This is a genomic window from Candidatus Azobacteroides pseudotrichonymphae genomovar. CFP2 (assembly GCF_000010645.1).
GTDB classification, from domain to species: Bacteria; Bacteroidota; Bacteroidia; order Bacteroidales; family Azobacteroidaceae; genus Azobacteroides; species Azobacteroides pseudotrichonymphae.
On sequence record NC_011565.1, the window covers coordinates 656043 to 671542 of the forward strand.

General features: G+C 31.1%; 6 protein-coding genes and 1 tRNA gene. All 7 read right to left on the bottom strand.

From position 1 onward, the window contains the following. Positions 1-135: 135 nt before the first annotated feature. The 7 genes from CFPG_RS02695 to CFPG_RS02730 all read right to left on the bottom strand — a co-directional run bounded on the left by CFPG_RS02695 (position 136) and on the right by CFPG_RS02730 (position 11792). Positions 136-2295, bottom strand: a complete 2160-nt coding sequence (locus CFPG_RS02695; RefSeq protein ID WP_012573493.1) for a polyribonucleotide nucleotidyltransferase — start codon at positions 2293-2295, stop codon at positions 136-138. An 84-nt stretch (positions 2296-2379) separates the two neighbouring features. Beyond that, positions 2380-2874 carry a chromate transporter gene (locus CFPG_RS02700; RefSeq protein WP_322107771.1) on the bottom strand — a complete coding sequence of 165 codons (495 nt, stop codon included), beginning with the start codon at positions 2872-2874 and terminating at the stop codon, positions 2380-2382. Between the two features lie 2834 nt (positions 2875-5708). Further along, on the bottom strand, positions 5709-6188 hold the full coding sequence (locus tag CFPG_RS02705) for a hypothetical protein (protein WP_041572402.1): 480 nt from the start codon (positions 6186-6188) through the stop codon (positions 5709-5711). Positions 6189-7753: 1565 nt separating this feature from the next. Continuing rightward, positions 7754-7826, bottom strand: a tRNA-Lys gene (locus tag CFPG_RS02715). Between the two features lie 71 nt (positions 7827-7897). Further along, positions 7898-9142: a DUF1015 domain-containing protein gene (locus CFPG_RS02720; protein ID WP_012573494.1), complete on the bottom strand. Its 1245-nt coding sequence runs from the start codon at positions 9140-9142 to the stop codon at positions 7898-7900. A 330-nt stretch (positions 9143-9472) separates the two neighbouring features. Continuing rightward, entirely contained in the window at positions 9473-10378 is a 906-nt protein-coding gene (locus CFPG_RS02725; RefSeq protein ID WP_012573495.1) for a nucleotidyltransferase, read from the bottom strand. Positions 10379-10487: 109 nt separating this feature from the next. Further along, positions 10488-11792 (bottom strand): O-acetylhomoserine aminocarboxypropyltransferase/cysteine synthase family protein, encoded by a 1305-nt coding sequence (locus CFPG_RS02730; RefSeq protein ID WP_041572528.1) that lies wholly within the window; start codon positions 11790-11792, stop codon positions 10488-10490. Positions 11793-15500 lie beyond the last annotated feature (3708 nt).

A 15500-nucleotide genomic window follows, 5' to 3' on the forward strand; every position in this document is an offset into this window, starting at 1 on the left:
TCGTGGCAAAGATAGTTGATTTTTTTAGTTTATGGTAACAAGGAGTGAAAAATATTCAGAAATAGAAAGGAAACGGAGAGCATTGGTTAAAAACATAAAAACAAAATACCTTTTTCTTTGCTATTGTTTTGGATTTTATATTTTTTCGTGCTGTTCTCGTCTTATAGCGGTATATTTTTCTGAATGAGGCAATAATATTTTATGTGAGAGTTTGAATTTCCCAGTTTTAGAATCTATATCTACTAATTTTATTTTAATAAAATCCCCTTCATTCAATCCTGCTTCTTCTATAGATTCTAAATGTTTCCAGCTTATTTCAGAAATATGTAGCAATCCCTCTTTGCCCGGAAGAAATTCAATGAAAGCTCCGTAAGGCATAATAGAACGAATTTTTCCTTCATAAATTTCCCCTACTTCTGGGACGGAAACAATTCCTTTAATTCTAGTTAAAGCTGCATCAATTGATTTCTTATTATCACCGAAAATTTCTATACGACCCATTTTTTCAATTTCTTCAATAGTTATTGTAGTTCCAGTTTCTTCTTGTAATCTTTGTATGATTTTCCCTCCTGGGCCAATTACAGAACCGATAAACTCTTTGGGAATAATTATTATTTCAATTTTTGGGGTATGTGGCTTTAAATCCGTACGAGGCTCAGGAATTGTCTCAAGCATTTTATCAAGAATATATTCGCGACCTTGTTTAGCTTGAGATAAAGCTCTTTCAAGGACCTCATATGAGAGTCCATCGATTTTTATATCCATTTGAGTAGCTGTGATTCCTTTTTTTGTTCCTGCCACTTTAAAATCCATATCTCCCAAATGGTCTTCGTCACCCAAAATATCTGATAAAATAGCATATTTACTTCCTTCTTTTTCAAATATAAGTCCCATAGCGATTCCCGAGACTGGACGTTTGATTTGTACGCCTGCATCCATCAGTGAAAGTGTTCCAGCACAAACAGTTGCCATAGATGACGAGCCATTGGACTCTAAAATGTCAGATACAACGCGGATAACATATGGATAATTATTGGGAATTATTGGTTTCAGTGCTCGATGGGCTAAATTTCCATGACCGATTTCACGGCGGCCTATTCCTCTCTGAGCTCGTGCTTCTCCTGTTGCAAAAGGAGGAAAGTTATAATGTAGCAAAAAGCGTTCTTTATCATTGATTAATACATCATCAATGATTTTTTCGTTAAGTTTTGTACCCAAAGTAACGGTTGCCAAAGCTTGCGTTTCGCCACGAGTAAAAATAGCTGATCCGTGAGGGCCTGTTATTGGATTTACTTCCGACCAAATAGGGCGAATTTCAGTAGTTTTGCGACCGTCTATACGGATATTTTCATCTAGAATACAACGTCTCATTACTTCTTTCTCTATTTCGTAATAATAACGTTTTATCAAAAAGATTTTTTCTTCACTCAATTCTTTTTCCTTAAACTGCTTCTTGTATTCCTCTATAATAGTTTGAAATGCTTCAATACGTTTATTTTTGCATTGACCTGATTTGGCAACAGCATACACTTTATCGTATAGTTTGGTTTTAATATCTGAACGTAATTCTTCGTCATTTACTTCGTGAGAATATGTATTTTTTATCGTAGTTCCTACTATTCTTGCCAGTTCAATTTGAGCTTTACATTGAGGTTTAATAGCTTCATGTGCAGCTTTTATAGCTTCTAACATTTCTTCTTCAGAAACTTCATTCATTTCTCCTTCCACCATCATAATATTATCTGCCGTAGCACCAACCATAATATCCATATCAGCTTTTGCTAATTCTCCAAAAGTGGGATTTATCTTAAATTTTCCGTCTATTCTTGCCACACGTACTTCAGAGATAGGTCCGTTGAAAGGAATAGTAGAGACAGACAATGCAGCGGATGCTGCTAAACCTGCCAAAGCATCAGGAATATCTTCTCCATCTGAAGAAAAAAGGATAATGTTGACAAAAACTTCTGAGTGATAATCCCTAGGGAATAGGGGACGTAAAGTCCTATCAATTAAGCGGCAGGTTAAAATTTCATAATCGGAAGCACGTCCCTCTCTTTTTGTAAAACCGCCGGGGAAACGTCCAAACGCAGAGAATTTTTCTTTGTACTCTACTTGCAAAGGTAGAAAATCTACACATGGGTTTGTATCTTTAGCTACACATACAGTTGCTAATATCATTGTATTGTTCATTCGCAATACTATCGCTCCATCAGCTTGTTTGGCTAATTTTCCGGTTTCAAGGGTAATTGTCCTTCCATCACCTAAATCAATTGTTTTGATAATAGAATTAATCATGAAATAACATTTTTAATCTTTTTAAATTTTTTCATAAGCTAAAAAACTGAACATAATATAGTCAAATTGACTAATAATGGCAAACTATGATTTTTTCAATTTGCCGCACCACAAACCAACAATAATAGTGAGTAAAATAACATAGATAGGAGAAATTCCCAAATAGGTTAAAGCGGTAACAGTAATAGGGATAACTACGGTTTTCAGATTGATCTTGACTGTTTTAGCCGTGGTAAAAACTGAAACAACAATTAAAGCTATTATAGCAGGACGAATAGCTTTGAATATTTTGATAACAAATAAATTATTTTGATAATATTGAAAAAACTTGGCAATTATTAAGATAATTACAAAAGAAGGCAGTGTGGCCCCCATTACGGCAATTATACTTCCCATAATACCTTTCATTTTGTGTCCTGTGAAAGTAGCAATATTGACGGTCCATATACCCGGAATAGATTGTGATAAAGCTATCATATCCACAAAGTCGGATTGTGAAATCCATTGTTTTTGTTCAACTACTTCTTTATGTATCAAAGGTAACATAGCATACCCCCCCCCCCATTGTAAATAGGCCAATTTTGGTAAAGGTATAGAATATTTGCCAGTATAGATTCATGGGATCGCCCTCTTATTTTTTTAAAGAGCGACCCCGTGAATTAAAGGAAGATTTTTCATTTGAAAATGGTTTTGGTTCTTTTACTTCCAGTTCGGGAACAAATCTCTTATAGAAAATCATTTGTACAATTGATCATGTATGAACAAAAAGTGAAAGGAATAAATTAGAAGGTCTTAACTTTTTTATTTTGTTTCTGTAACCTTTAAAAACTATCGTTCAGGAGAATTTTAGGAGGATTGAGATAGAATTTGTTCTATATATCCTTCTGGGGTACTAATTATTGCAATTTATTTTATATTCATGGATAACACAGCGCTTTAATATACATAAGTAAATCCTTTTCCTAATTCGTTTCCTTACAAATTCCAAGTGTTTTTTGAGCGTAACTCTATAGTCATAAATTGTTTAACAAATGCTAAATAATACTTCTTTTCTTTAAAGGAGTTAGAGTTTGTCACTATATTTATTTGTGTTTCTTTATATTTTCAGATCCTTCCATGGATTTGAAAGCATTTCCATCAATGTAGATCTGTATATTTTTTCCCGAGCATGCGCATAAATCTTATCAAAATTTCCAAATCTTACTCAGCTACCTTACACAAAATAGATGTTTTGTAACATAATGACTAAAGGATAGTCTGAGTATTCTTTGGATCTGCAGGTAAGCTAATATACGAATTTCTTTCCCCTTTTAATCCTAATTTTAGTAATATTTTTAAATTCTAAGTTTTAGAACTTTTATGCAAAAAGGTGAATGCAGCATTTAAGGTTGTTTTTTAATAAAAAAATATCAGCCTTTTGGTATAATATCTTTGGACAAAGATGCTGAGGTTTTGCTATCTATTTGAATACAATTGACAAATTTTAATTAAAAAAGTAAATTGTGTTGAAAACTGTGCACAATTATTTGTATTCCCTTAAAAAGGATATTAGAGAGGAATTTATTAAAATGAGTACAATTTCAATTTATAGATATTGATTGTTCTCAATTTTTAGATCATTTCAATATTTTTCTTTTATACCATTGATATATTGTTTATAGAGATTAAAAATCTCATCTGTAGTATGATACGGATTTTTTGTATTTCTTCTAGTTCAGTTATTATATTTTTTTGATTTTTTTTTGCACTATCAATAATAGTTTGTTATAGCTTTAATTTTGAAAACTCTTTTTTAAGCAATTCTAATTGTTCATTAATTTGTTGGTCTATTATAGTTCCTGCAGGTTTGCTATTAGAGTTTTTTTCCAGTTCGAATGAAATTTGAGAGATATGATTAAGGCATTTTCTGCTTTTTCAATACATCTAGCTGAATTCAAATCTATTTATACTTGCCTAAATATATCAGTTTTTTCTTTGATGGAATAATTATCCTCTTTAGTTGTGTTTTGAGTTTTCAAAAATCACTTATAAAATAGGTTTGTACTTTTCTTACGAAATTTTCATTCTCTTTTTCATAAGAATCACAGAAAAAGATTTAAGTAGAATAAATACGGAGTTTTCAGATTCTTTGGACTAAGAATTTTATTTTTACACTTTTTAGATGGTTGAGGTTATTTATTTGAACTTTTGCCTTTTCATACTAATTCCATGTATTATTTTGATAATTTCAAACTTAGTAATCAAGCCTTTTTTGTGTCCTCTTGCAAAATATCCTTTTTACATACTTTTTTTGTAAAAAGGTGGATGTTCTAACTTCCGCTCTATTTTCTTAGGACTATTGTATTGTAATAAATATTTTTTTAACCTTTGTTATTTGAATCGGATATTGGTTTTGCGAATTAGCATTGACTGAATAATTATCTACAACATTCAATAATAGAAAACTTATAAGTAAATTTGACTGTGTTTTCTTGGTTTCTGATTTGAAAAAATAAATTCTTAATATTTGATTTTGGATTTTTAGGAATCGAAAATAGCTTTTGTAAGCTACAACACAATAAGTTCACCCTTGTTGTTATAAAATTTCTGTGTTTTTTACAATTTTTCAGTAAACAAAGTCTTGTTATTTCTTAATTGTTTCGTTATTTATTCGATTGTATTTTTCGTAAAAGGAATTGAATTGTTGCTTGTGAATTGGGGTTTTTTAATTTTTCAATTTCAGGAAAAGGTTTTTTTGAGAGTGAGGAAATTTTCTTCTTGTAAGAAGTTCAGTTAATATTCGTTCTCTTTTTTTATGCCTATTATGCCTATAAAAATTATTCTTGTGGGAGCTTTGAAAAAAACTTTATCGATAGAGACAGTTCTTTCCTATTTATTTCAGTTATTTTTCCATCTTTTGTAACAGCTTTGCTATTTTCGAAAATTATTATTTCTTGCCTTTTGAATATAATCAGTCTTATAGCTAATTTTTTATCACAACCACTTCTTTTCCTACTTCCTTGATCTTGATAATAACTTTCAATTGAATTTTAAATGTACTACATAGCAAATATTGGACTTATTAATACCAATTTCGAGTATTTTTGTCACTATCAATAAATCGAAGTTGTTATTAATGGTAATTTGACTGATTTTTTTTCATTTTCGATGTCTTCTTTTTCGGAAAGATTTCTATCCTTTATCAAAATGTGATACTAACTGTGGAGTAGTACCGATACTTTTGGACTCCCATTTTTTTATGTGGAATATGGACAAAGTACTAGTCTTGCATTGTTTTTGCTGTCTTTTTGCTCATAAAATATTGTAGGGTTAAAGTTTGGCAGACAGATATCCTTGCTATTTGTGATTGTTGCAGTATCCAAAAATTCCTTATAAAGTTTAGCCATTTATTGAGATTAATATTTGCAATTATGTCAATAATTTTGAATTGAATTTCTGGAAAATCTAATTATTTCAAATTTTACGATTGTAGTTTCTTCAGAAATATCAACTCCTCTCCGAATCTCAGAGAGAACATTATAGGATACTTTTGCTGTTAATAAGAAAAAAGTAAATGTTTTTATGTTTGATACATAGTATTTTTTTGCACTATTCCCTAAATGTAAATAAGATGATTTTGAAATCATGTCCCCATATTCTGAAGCACAGTGTGCTTCATCAATTACACTATAACTGAAATAATGATTGTTCTGCTTGCTTATTCTTAATGATTCCACTCTAAATGTATTTTTTTGTAAATGTTCAGGTGTGACAAAAATAAATATGGTTTGTCCATTTTTATTTTTGTCTAGTGCTATCTCTTTCTCTTGTTGCTTGACTTGTTGCTTGACTTGTTGCTTGAGAGAAAAGCTAATATAAATAGTATAGTCAATATTATTTTTTGTGAGTCCCATTGGAATTGATCTTCCATTAAAGATTTAATTGGGGAGGTATTAATGATTATGATCGTTCCATGGTTTAGAGGATTTGTAAGTCGGTTGGTTAAGGATTTTCAGAGTCTACTATTTGTAGGAAGAAGTCCAATAACATTAAGTCCTTGGACTTGCCCTATTGATGATTTCAATTTGTTCTTCTCTAAAACCTGTCTTTTTGAATATGATTTGGACAAATTTCTTTAATACTCCAACTTAACCCTTGTTTTCAATGAAAATATTTTTTGTGTTCTTTTCCCCCAAGAGGGTTATATGTTATTAAACTTGAAATCTTAAAATTTCTTTTTGTTTAGGTGAATTAGCAGAATGGATTATTTTTTTTGTATTGTACGATATACAACACTGTCATTAATTTTTGTTAATCTACTTTTTTGTAAAATTGAAATATCAATCAGTAAATCGCATCTTTTGTTTCTATCAATGTCATTTGAAGACACAGAAAACTGCACTAGCAAATTTTATATTACTTTTGACAAATATTTTAATGTTAGGTGGTTTATCAATTTTGCTCTTGAGAAGAGAGTTTACTGATCCTATCAATCTTCTGTTGCCAAATTTCCATAATGAATATCTTGATCTATTATTGTAATATCCAATTTACCAATATGGATATTCAGCTTGCCTTCACAAAAAAGCAAGTGAACAAGCGCATTCTTTCTATCCTCGAAAAAGCAAATGGAATCAATTATGATTCTGCACTGTTAATACTTCTTTTTCAATATAGAGTTGATCATCAAAACTTAATTTTACTAATTAAAAAATTGTTCCTTTCAAATTATTTTATGGCATTCATTTTATTCTATGATGGCTTTTCCAAAATTTAACTTTTCAGTTGTTTTATTTCTATCTGTATTAAGTAAGTTTTGTAGGGGATATATTGAGATCTATCGATTTCAATCACCATTTTTTTTGTTTTTTATTCCGTACGGAAATTCAATAGAAAAATCTAATTGTTGTTCATTAATTTTTTTTAATCGTCCCATTTATATATTGTAGGGCAAGTTTTTAACTTTTGCTACATTTTAAATAGTCGAATCCAAATAGATGAAGCGTATTTAGATAGTTTTTTATATGAAAAGTTTTCTTCAAAAGCACTTTCTAAATTTTCCTACGTATTGATTTTTTGCTTCGAAATGTTGTGAGCTATTGAATTATGATCAATGATATGTAATGCTCGAAAGAGTTTTTGAATTAATGTCTTTCTATTTTTAGTTCCTGCTTTATCGTTTCGATGTAGAATAATTTTTTATCTCGCTGGGTAAATTAAAAGAATCTGTAAGATCTTATCTTCTAGCCAAAACATTTGCCTTGTTGACAAATCTCATTAAAAAAAATAATATTATCAGCAATGGAAAAGATTTTTTCAAAACTTAAGTTGTCTTAAAAAAAAGTAGTTGAACTTGCAATTGATATCAAAATCAAAATCAAAATCAAAATCAAAAAATGTATCTGTCCTGTACCATTTTTGAATGGTTTTAAAACTAAGATAGAAGATAGGTAAAATCAGAGTTTTTCTTCTTTTTTAGTGTCACCGCAGGGATTCGAACCCTGGACCCAATGATTAAGAGTCATTTGCTCTACCAGCTGAGCTACGGAGACTTCACCAAGTGCTAGTTGTAAAAGTACAATTGTTTTTCTTTTTCTCCTATGAAAAAAGAGGTTAATAAAAATTAATCAAGTTTGTGGATAACTAAACCTGAACGTAATTTGGGTTCAAACCAAGTTGTTTTTGGAGGCATGATATTATCCGTATCAGCAATGTCCATCAATTGTTTCATAGAAACAGGATATAGGGCTAATGCCGCCACCATTTCACCAATATCCACTCTTCTTTTCAACTCTTCTAAGCCACGTAAGCCACCTACAAAATCAATACGTTGTTCAGTACGAAGGTCTTTCATTCCTAGTATTTTGTCCAAAATTAGATTGGACAAAATAGTAACATCCAAAACAGCAATTGGATCATTGTTACTATATGTTTCTTGTTTGGAATCCAATGAATACCAGTGCTCATTTAAGTATAGAGAGAAATTGTGCAATCTTTGAGGGCGATAGATGTCTTTCCCTTTGTCTGTAATATGAAAATCTGGAGCAAGTGCATTGAGAAATTCTGTAGAAGTCAATCCATCTAAATCTTTTAAGACCCGATTATAATCCATAATTGTCAATTGATTAGCAGGGAAACAGACTGCCATAAAATAGTTGTATTCTTCCTTTCCTGTATGGTGTGGGTTTTGCCTAGCTTTTTCTTCGCCAACTAAGGCTGCTGCTGCAGAACGATGATGTCCATCAGCAATGTATAAATAAGGTATTTGTGCGAATAAGTGAGTGATTTTTTGAATAACTATATCATTTTCAATTATCCAAAAGTGATGTCCAATACCATCGGAAGATATAAAGTCGTATTCAGGTGTTTTTCTTATTTCCTCTTTAATAATGTTATCTAGTTGTGGATTATCTGGGTATGCAAAAAAAACTGGTTCAATATTTGCGTTGTTGATACGTATGTGTTTTATGCGGTCATCTTCTTTGTCTTTACGAGTTAATTCATGTTTTTTAATTACCCCATTTCGGTAATCATCTACATATGAACTAACTACCAATCCGTATTGAGTGTGTCCATTCATGGTTTGAGCGTATATATAATATAATTCTTTATCGTCTTGTATTAACCATCCTTTTTTCTGGAATTTATTGAAATTTTCGATAGCTTTTTTGTAGACATCAGGATCATGTTCATTTTTCCCTTCAGGAAAATCTATTTCTGGTTTGATGATATGGTAAAGTGATTTTTCATTACCTCTTGCTTCTTCACGAGCTTCTTTCGAATTTAAAACATCATAAGGGCGAGATGCCACTTCTGTTACGTATTCTTTTGGAGGACGAATACCTTTGAAAGGTTTTATAGTTGCCATATATTGAATTAGTTTACAGATTGTTGTACACGATTTTATCTTTTGCGATAAATAATTATAGATGTGTAACTAGAAAGTATTTTTAGAGTTATTTCAGTGCAAGACTATTAAGTATAATAAATACTAATTATGTATAATTGTCATTATCACTTCTAAAACAGATTGCATTTTCACAATATACATTTTTTAAAAATCGTTATAATTTCCAATTTTTCAGATAGGGTAGAAGACCCCAAAAGACCGAAATATTATCAGAAGATACAAAACAGGCAATAGTCTCTTTTCGTTGACTATCTAAAAATTATAGAACATTTGATTTTTTAATGATTATTAAAATAACTTTTTAGGATATTCCCCTCTTTTGATTAAATCTCGAATCTTAGAAACTACCGATGCTCGTTCTTCTAAATAAGTTATTCCAAACCATTGAGATGATGTTTTTAATACTTGTACTTTTACTTGTTTATTTGTAATTAATTGATTAACAACAGATGGAATAAAAAATTCAGCTTTAAGATTATTTTGATTCTTAATAAGAAAATCAATAAATAAATTTTCTGAATAATTAAAATATTCGGGTGTAAATCCCCACATATTCATAGAGACAGGGGTATCTTCATCTATAGTAATCCAATTATTTATGTCATCTCTGTATTTTACCTTTCCATTGTTGTCACTAATGATATAATTACGTTCTGTGATAAAAGCTAAAAACCCATCCTTGCTTGTTTCACAGATACCTCGTGCTACAGCACCACTTTTAGATAAAGTATTACCTAGTTTGTAACTAACCATAATGTAGCTGTTTTGCTCTCTTTTGAGAGAGCCTAAGTAATAGGCTAATATCTTAAAGCTATCCTGTCCATAAAAGTCATCTGCATTAATTACAGCAAAAGGCTCATGTATTATTTCTTTTCCCATCATAATAGCATGATTAGTTCCCCATGGTTTAATTCTTTTTGTATTTAGTGAGAATCCATGTGGCAATTTATCCAAAGATTGGAAAACGATTTCAGTTGGTACTACGTGTTCGTATTTTTTCAAAAAATTCTCCTTGAAATCTTTTTCAAAGGATTTTCTAATAATAAAAACAACCTTGTCAAACCCATTCCTCACAGCATCGAAAACTGAATAGTCCATAATAGTTTCTCCATTTGGGCCCAATCCATCCAATTGCTTTAATCCCCCATAACGGCTTCCCATTCCTGCTGCCAGGACGAGTAATGTGAGCTTCATAACTTGCAAAAAAAAAGCCAAAAATGTGTATACAGATTTTAAAAAAGTTCTATTGAGAAGTAGAAACAAGAGTTTTTGCAACCAAATTCAGCGGTTAGACTTGCAGTCTCTATGCTATTTTATCTAATGCTTGCTGAATATCATCTTTAATATCTTCAATATTTTCAATACCTACTGAGATACGCAATAATCCGAGCTTTACTCCTGTGGATTTTTGTTCTTCCGGCGAAAGTTGTTCATGTGTGGTTGCAGCAGGGTGAATAATTAAAGATTTAGCATCTCCCACATTAGCTAAATGACTAAGTAATTTAACATTGTCTATCAATTTATCCGCGTTAGAAGGGTTTCCTTTAATTTTGAAAGTAAGCACTGCTCCTGTTCCCTTTGGAAAATATTTTTTGGCTAAATCATAGTATTTACTGTTTTTTAGGCCAGGGTAATTTACATATTCTATCTTGGAATGTTGTTCAAGCCATTCTGCTAGTATTTGTGCATTTTGTACATGGCGTTCTAGGCGAAGGGATAATGTTTCAATTCCTTGAACAAGGAGAAAAGAATTAAATGGGCTAATTGTATTTCCCCAATCCCGAAGTCCTTCTACTCGAGCACGTACATTGAATGCAATATTGCCGAAAGGGCTGTCCATTCCAAATGCATCCCAAAATACTAATCCATGATAGCTGTCCGAAGGTTCTGTAAAAGTGGGAAATTTTCCATTCCCCCAATTAAACGTTCCACTGTCAACAATTACCCCGCCGACAGATGTACCGTGCCCTCCTATCCATTTTGTAGCAGAATGAACTACAATTGAAGCCCCATGCTCAATAGGTCGGAATAAATATCCTCCCGCTCCAAATGTGTTATCTACAATAAGAGGGATATCATGTATTCTTGCTACAGACGCAATTGCGTCAAAGTCAGGTACATTAAGTTCTGGATTCCCAATTGTTTCCAAATAAATGGCTTTGGTATTTTTATCGATATGCTTTTCAAATTCTGCTGGATTGTCATTAGGACTAAAACGTACCTCTATACCTAGGCGTTTAAATTGTGATTTAAATTGATTATATGTTCCACCATATAAATGAGAAGTACTCACCAAATTATCTCCTACTTGTAGTATATTGTTCAGTGCAATAAATTGAGCGGATTGTCCTGACGAAGTTGCCAATCCAGTCACTCCGCCTTCTAAAGCCGCTACACGCCTTTCAAAAACATCAGTAGTTGGATTTTGTAGTCTCGTATAAATATTTCCAAACTTACGCAATCCAAAAAGATCTGCACCATCTTTTGCATCCTCAAAAACATAAGAAGATGTTTGATAAATAGGTAGCGCACGAGCATGTGTTGTTTTATCTACTTCTTGTCCTGCATGAATTTGTAACGTTTCAAATCTTAATTTATTTTTTTCCATATCCATAATTTTCAACAATCTTTATAAAAATATTTCCTCATTCCCCTTATTTCATATCACTTGCACATGGGAAAAGACCGGAGCTACTACTTCTTCGTGGGTATCACTTCTCAAAAGTGGCATGCCTACCAATTCATGCCTACCAATTCTAGACAATTGGGCTCGTTTTACTCGTAATGATTGCAAAAACTTGTCTTTATGTTCTTTTTAGGAACAATCATTATCAGCGCCTTTACTGCTTTAATTAAAGCAACATGACAACATGACACGTTGTTAACAACACTTCAGCAAATTTACAAGATCGAAAGCACAAACACGAAGGTACTCAATCTAAATTATATTTCATGAGAATATTGTTTTTTAGAAACATATTTTTTTAAATATTTTGTGTCATGCCTAGCATAACTGCAGAAAATAAAATTTTGAACAATACAATACTAATTATAGTTCCATGTAATTCTCTAAAATTTTTCACAGGGAATACGTTGGCGTTAGAGTTTTCAATTAGAACTTCCTTAAAAAATAATTTAGCTTGGAATTTAAGTTTCCAATTTGTTGCTAGTTAGCAAAAATATTAATTAATCGTTTGGGCAATCTATAGCTGTGTAGGATGGATTAAAAGTTGATGTTTATACTATAAAACTTTTAAATAGGATGATGGTTAGTCAAATTAAAACTCGTTCACTAGTATTGTATGGGGATCATATCTTAATGTATTTGAGATACTCAAAAGTTATATTTACTCAATCGTGTTTTTACTCCCAAATAAAGTAGGGACCTAAAACACGATTGAAATAAACTGCTTGAATTTCGTCAAATTCCTTGATATTTAAATATTTTTCCCAGGTTTCAGCATTACGATGGGTTTAGGAGTTATTCACTCTGCATCGCTTACACCTTTTTACATAATTCCGTTGTAGTGGAATATGTTTCACCTTCTTTTATTTTACTGAAAACTGCTTTGAAAGGACATTTTTTTACTACTGGTGGAACTTACCTACTTTTAGGTAATTGCTTTCGATTTGGGGTTTTCCTTTAGTTCTTTTACAGATACAGAGAAAATGCAATGCATTGCATTGCCCTGTTGCTGCAAAGAGGATAGGAAACATTGCGATTAAGATCAGTTTTTTCATAGTTGTTTTAGTTTATTGTTAATTTTATACGTTCATTATCCACTGTTCCATGTGGAACAGTGGTAATGGAATTAGTCTCTTATTTTTGATATGCTTCAAAAGCATGTCATTCCGCAACATTCTGTGGTAAAACTGTATGTATAGACTCCTTTCTCCGACTTACCATGTATCTGTATTGGTAAAGGGAATGCTTGGGGAAGGATAGAGGTTGAAATAAGTTTTTTCATAACTAATATTAAATAAGAATGATTCCTTGTAAGTCTTTTCATTTTTTTTGATTAAGTCTTTGCAAGCGAAAAATTCATTTATATGAGTATATTGAGGAGAAGAAGAACCCTGATTAGCTAAATATTTTTATTTACAGTCTTTAGTAAACTGCTTCATATTCGACTTTATTTAATCAAACGATATGGAATTTATCTGATAATCTTAGTGGATTGGGCATTATTTATTCAAGGAACTGATGCAGCTATGCTTTCCATTTTATAAACTTGAGACTGTTGAGTTTCAAATGTAATGCAGGTCTGCATTAGACCTCCTTAAGTTTTTTGCAAATCTTTCATCAGTTCTTTTGATCATTTGCTGTGCTTCTTTGACGACATAATCTACGAATCGCACCGATCAATCTTCTAGGATAGGAACATTTTTGTTATATATCGTTTTTGAATAAGCCCCCTGACTAAAGAGAAAATCAGCTTGTATTTGACTTGGTAATAGTTTTTCAAGCTTGATTTACTCGTTTGTTACGATATATTCTTTATGATCAAATTTCATGATCAAAATTGTTGATGATATCAAAAGAATTTATCAAAGATTGGTAAGACAATAGAATAATTAAGAGAAGTAGACGTAGACTTGCGGAAGTTGGAAGATGACAAGGCCTTTGGAAGATGACAAGGCCTTTAAATTTTTTATATTAAGATAAAAAATAGGCAAAATAGGCAAAAATTATTTTTTGATCTGCCTGATATCTGATGTATGGGCAGCAAATATTGCATGGATGGATAGTTTGGTAAAATTGTTCATTATCATTTCTAATAATGAATACAGATGTTCAAGGCATTCATTTATATCAGTCGCTGACATTCAGATAATTTTTGTACTTTTTTGTGAGCTTGATGTTGAAATTTTTAAACCTTTTGGAATCCAATTCCTTGATTTTTGCATATCTATCGTTGTTGGGATTGTCAATATTTCCCTCCCTCTATATATAAATTCGTATTTAATCATCCGAAACAACTCGCTGATCTTTCTTTAATGGTTTGTACCACTTATTGTGTGGTATTGCATGAAGTTAGTTATTCCTTTTTTTTAAAGTATATGAAAAGAGACATCGTTTATATGGTTGTTACTACTGGAATGCAGTTAATTTAAAAAAGAAGGGGTTGGACTAATTAATTTATATTTACAATGTATTCGCTTTTTTAGCTACGATGTGAGAAACCTCCAGCACTGTGTGATTGACCTCCAACTTCTCTACTCCAGGAATTATTTTTCTTTTGGTGATTATGAAAGCTAGGAATTGGGGAAAGACGTCATAATGATATTTGTCTTGTCTTTTGACAAATGATTGGCATACTTAGGGGAACGAATCGATAAACGTTATTCTTTCAAAAAAAATTATTTACTCGCTTTTATTTTTCTGTATTATATTATGCAGACGTCCTTCCAAAGATAACTTACAAACCACCGAACAGAGGAATAAAAAGGAACAGAAAATGTAATAAGCGTAGAATAATTGGTGAAAGCAATTGGGAAAACTAAAAGAATCCCAATCATCACTTCAAACGTATGATATAGATAATATAAAACGTACTCATATCATTTGTGATAATGATAAAAAATAGAATACATTGGGATTACTGCAAATGTGGGAAATAATTTCCAAGATTCTTCAAGATCTTAGTGTATTAGGAATAATAAAAAATAACAATAAAATTGCAGTCTATCTTTTGTGTTTTATAGAATGGTCTATTTACTTTTTTGTTTGGTTACATATAGAGTTATTAAACCATTAATTCCCTTTATTAAATGTAATTATTGCAATTTTTTTCGATTTGCAATGCAAAATCTGTTCCAAAGATTTTGCACTATTGGGATAAATAGGATAAAGTTTGAAGAAAGGACTGACTATTGTTTCAACAGAGTAGATTTGAAATTAAGTACATAAAAGGAGTGCACGAATGTTTTTTTTTTGTGTAAAAGATTCAATGTTACGAAGTATAACATAATATTCTTTGGAATCTTAAAAAAGAGAAGAGTTAGTTTATTTGTTTCTTTAATTAATTACCGTGTGTCAAGAATTACATTTAAGCATTGATGATATGATGAAATATTTTTGTCGAAATAACAAAAGGATAGATTATTTCCCTTGGATTTTTCAAAAATGAGATAAAGAGACTAGTGAACCCTACTGACAAATAATAGTAAGAGTTCAAGTACATTGCAGTGAGCATTACAGTGATGATAAGAATGAAAATTCCTAATGAATTATATGTTCTTCATTAGGAATTAGAAGTTTGATTTTAAAACAAAATATCATAATTATATTTTATGATATATTTAACAATTGTAA

Coding starts and splice junctions, on each gene's coding strand:
- CFPG_RS02695 (WP_012573493.1), bottom strand. CDS start 2,295: ATGATTAATTCTATTATCAAAACAATTGATTTAGGTGATGGAAGGACA.
- CFPG_RS02705 (WP_041572402.1), bottom strand. CDS start 6,188: ATGGGACTCACAAAAAATAATATTGACTATACTATTTATATTAGCTTT.
- CFPG_RS02720 (WP_012573494.1), bottom strand. CDS start 9,142: ATGGCAACTATAAAACCTTTCAAAGGTATTCGTCCTCCAAAAGAATAC.
- CFPG_RS02725 (WP_012573495.1), bottom strand. CDS start 10,378: ATGAAGCTCACATTACTCGTCCTGGCAGCAGGAATGGGAAGCCGTTAT.
- CFPG_RS02730 (WP_041572528.1), bottom strand. CDS start 11,792: ATGGAAAAAAATAAATTAAGATTTGAAACGTTACAAATTCATGCAGGA.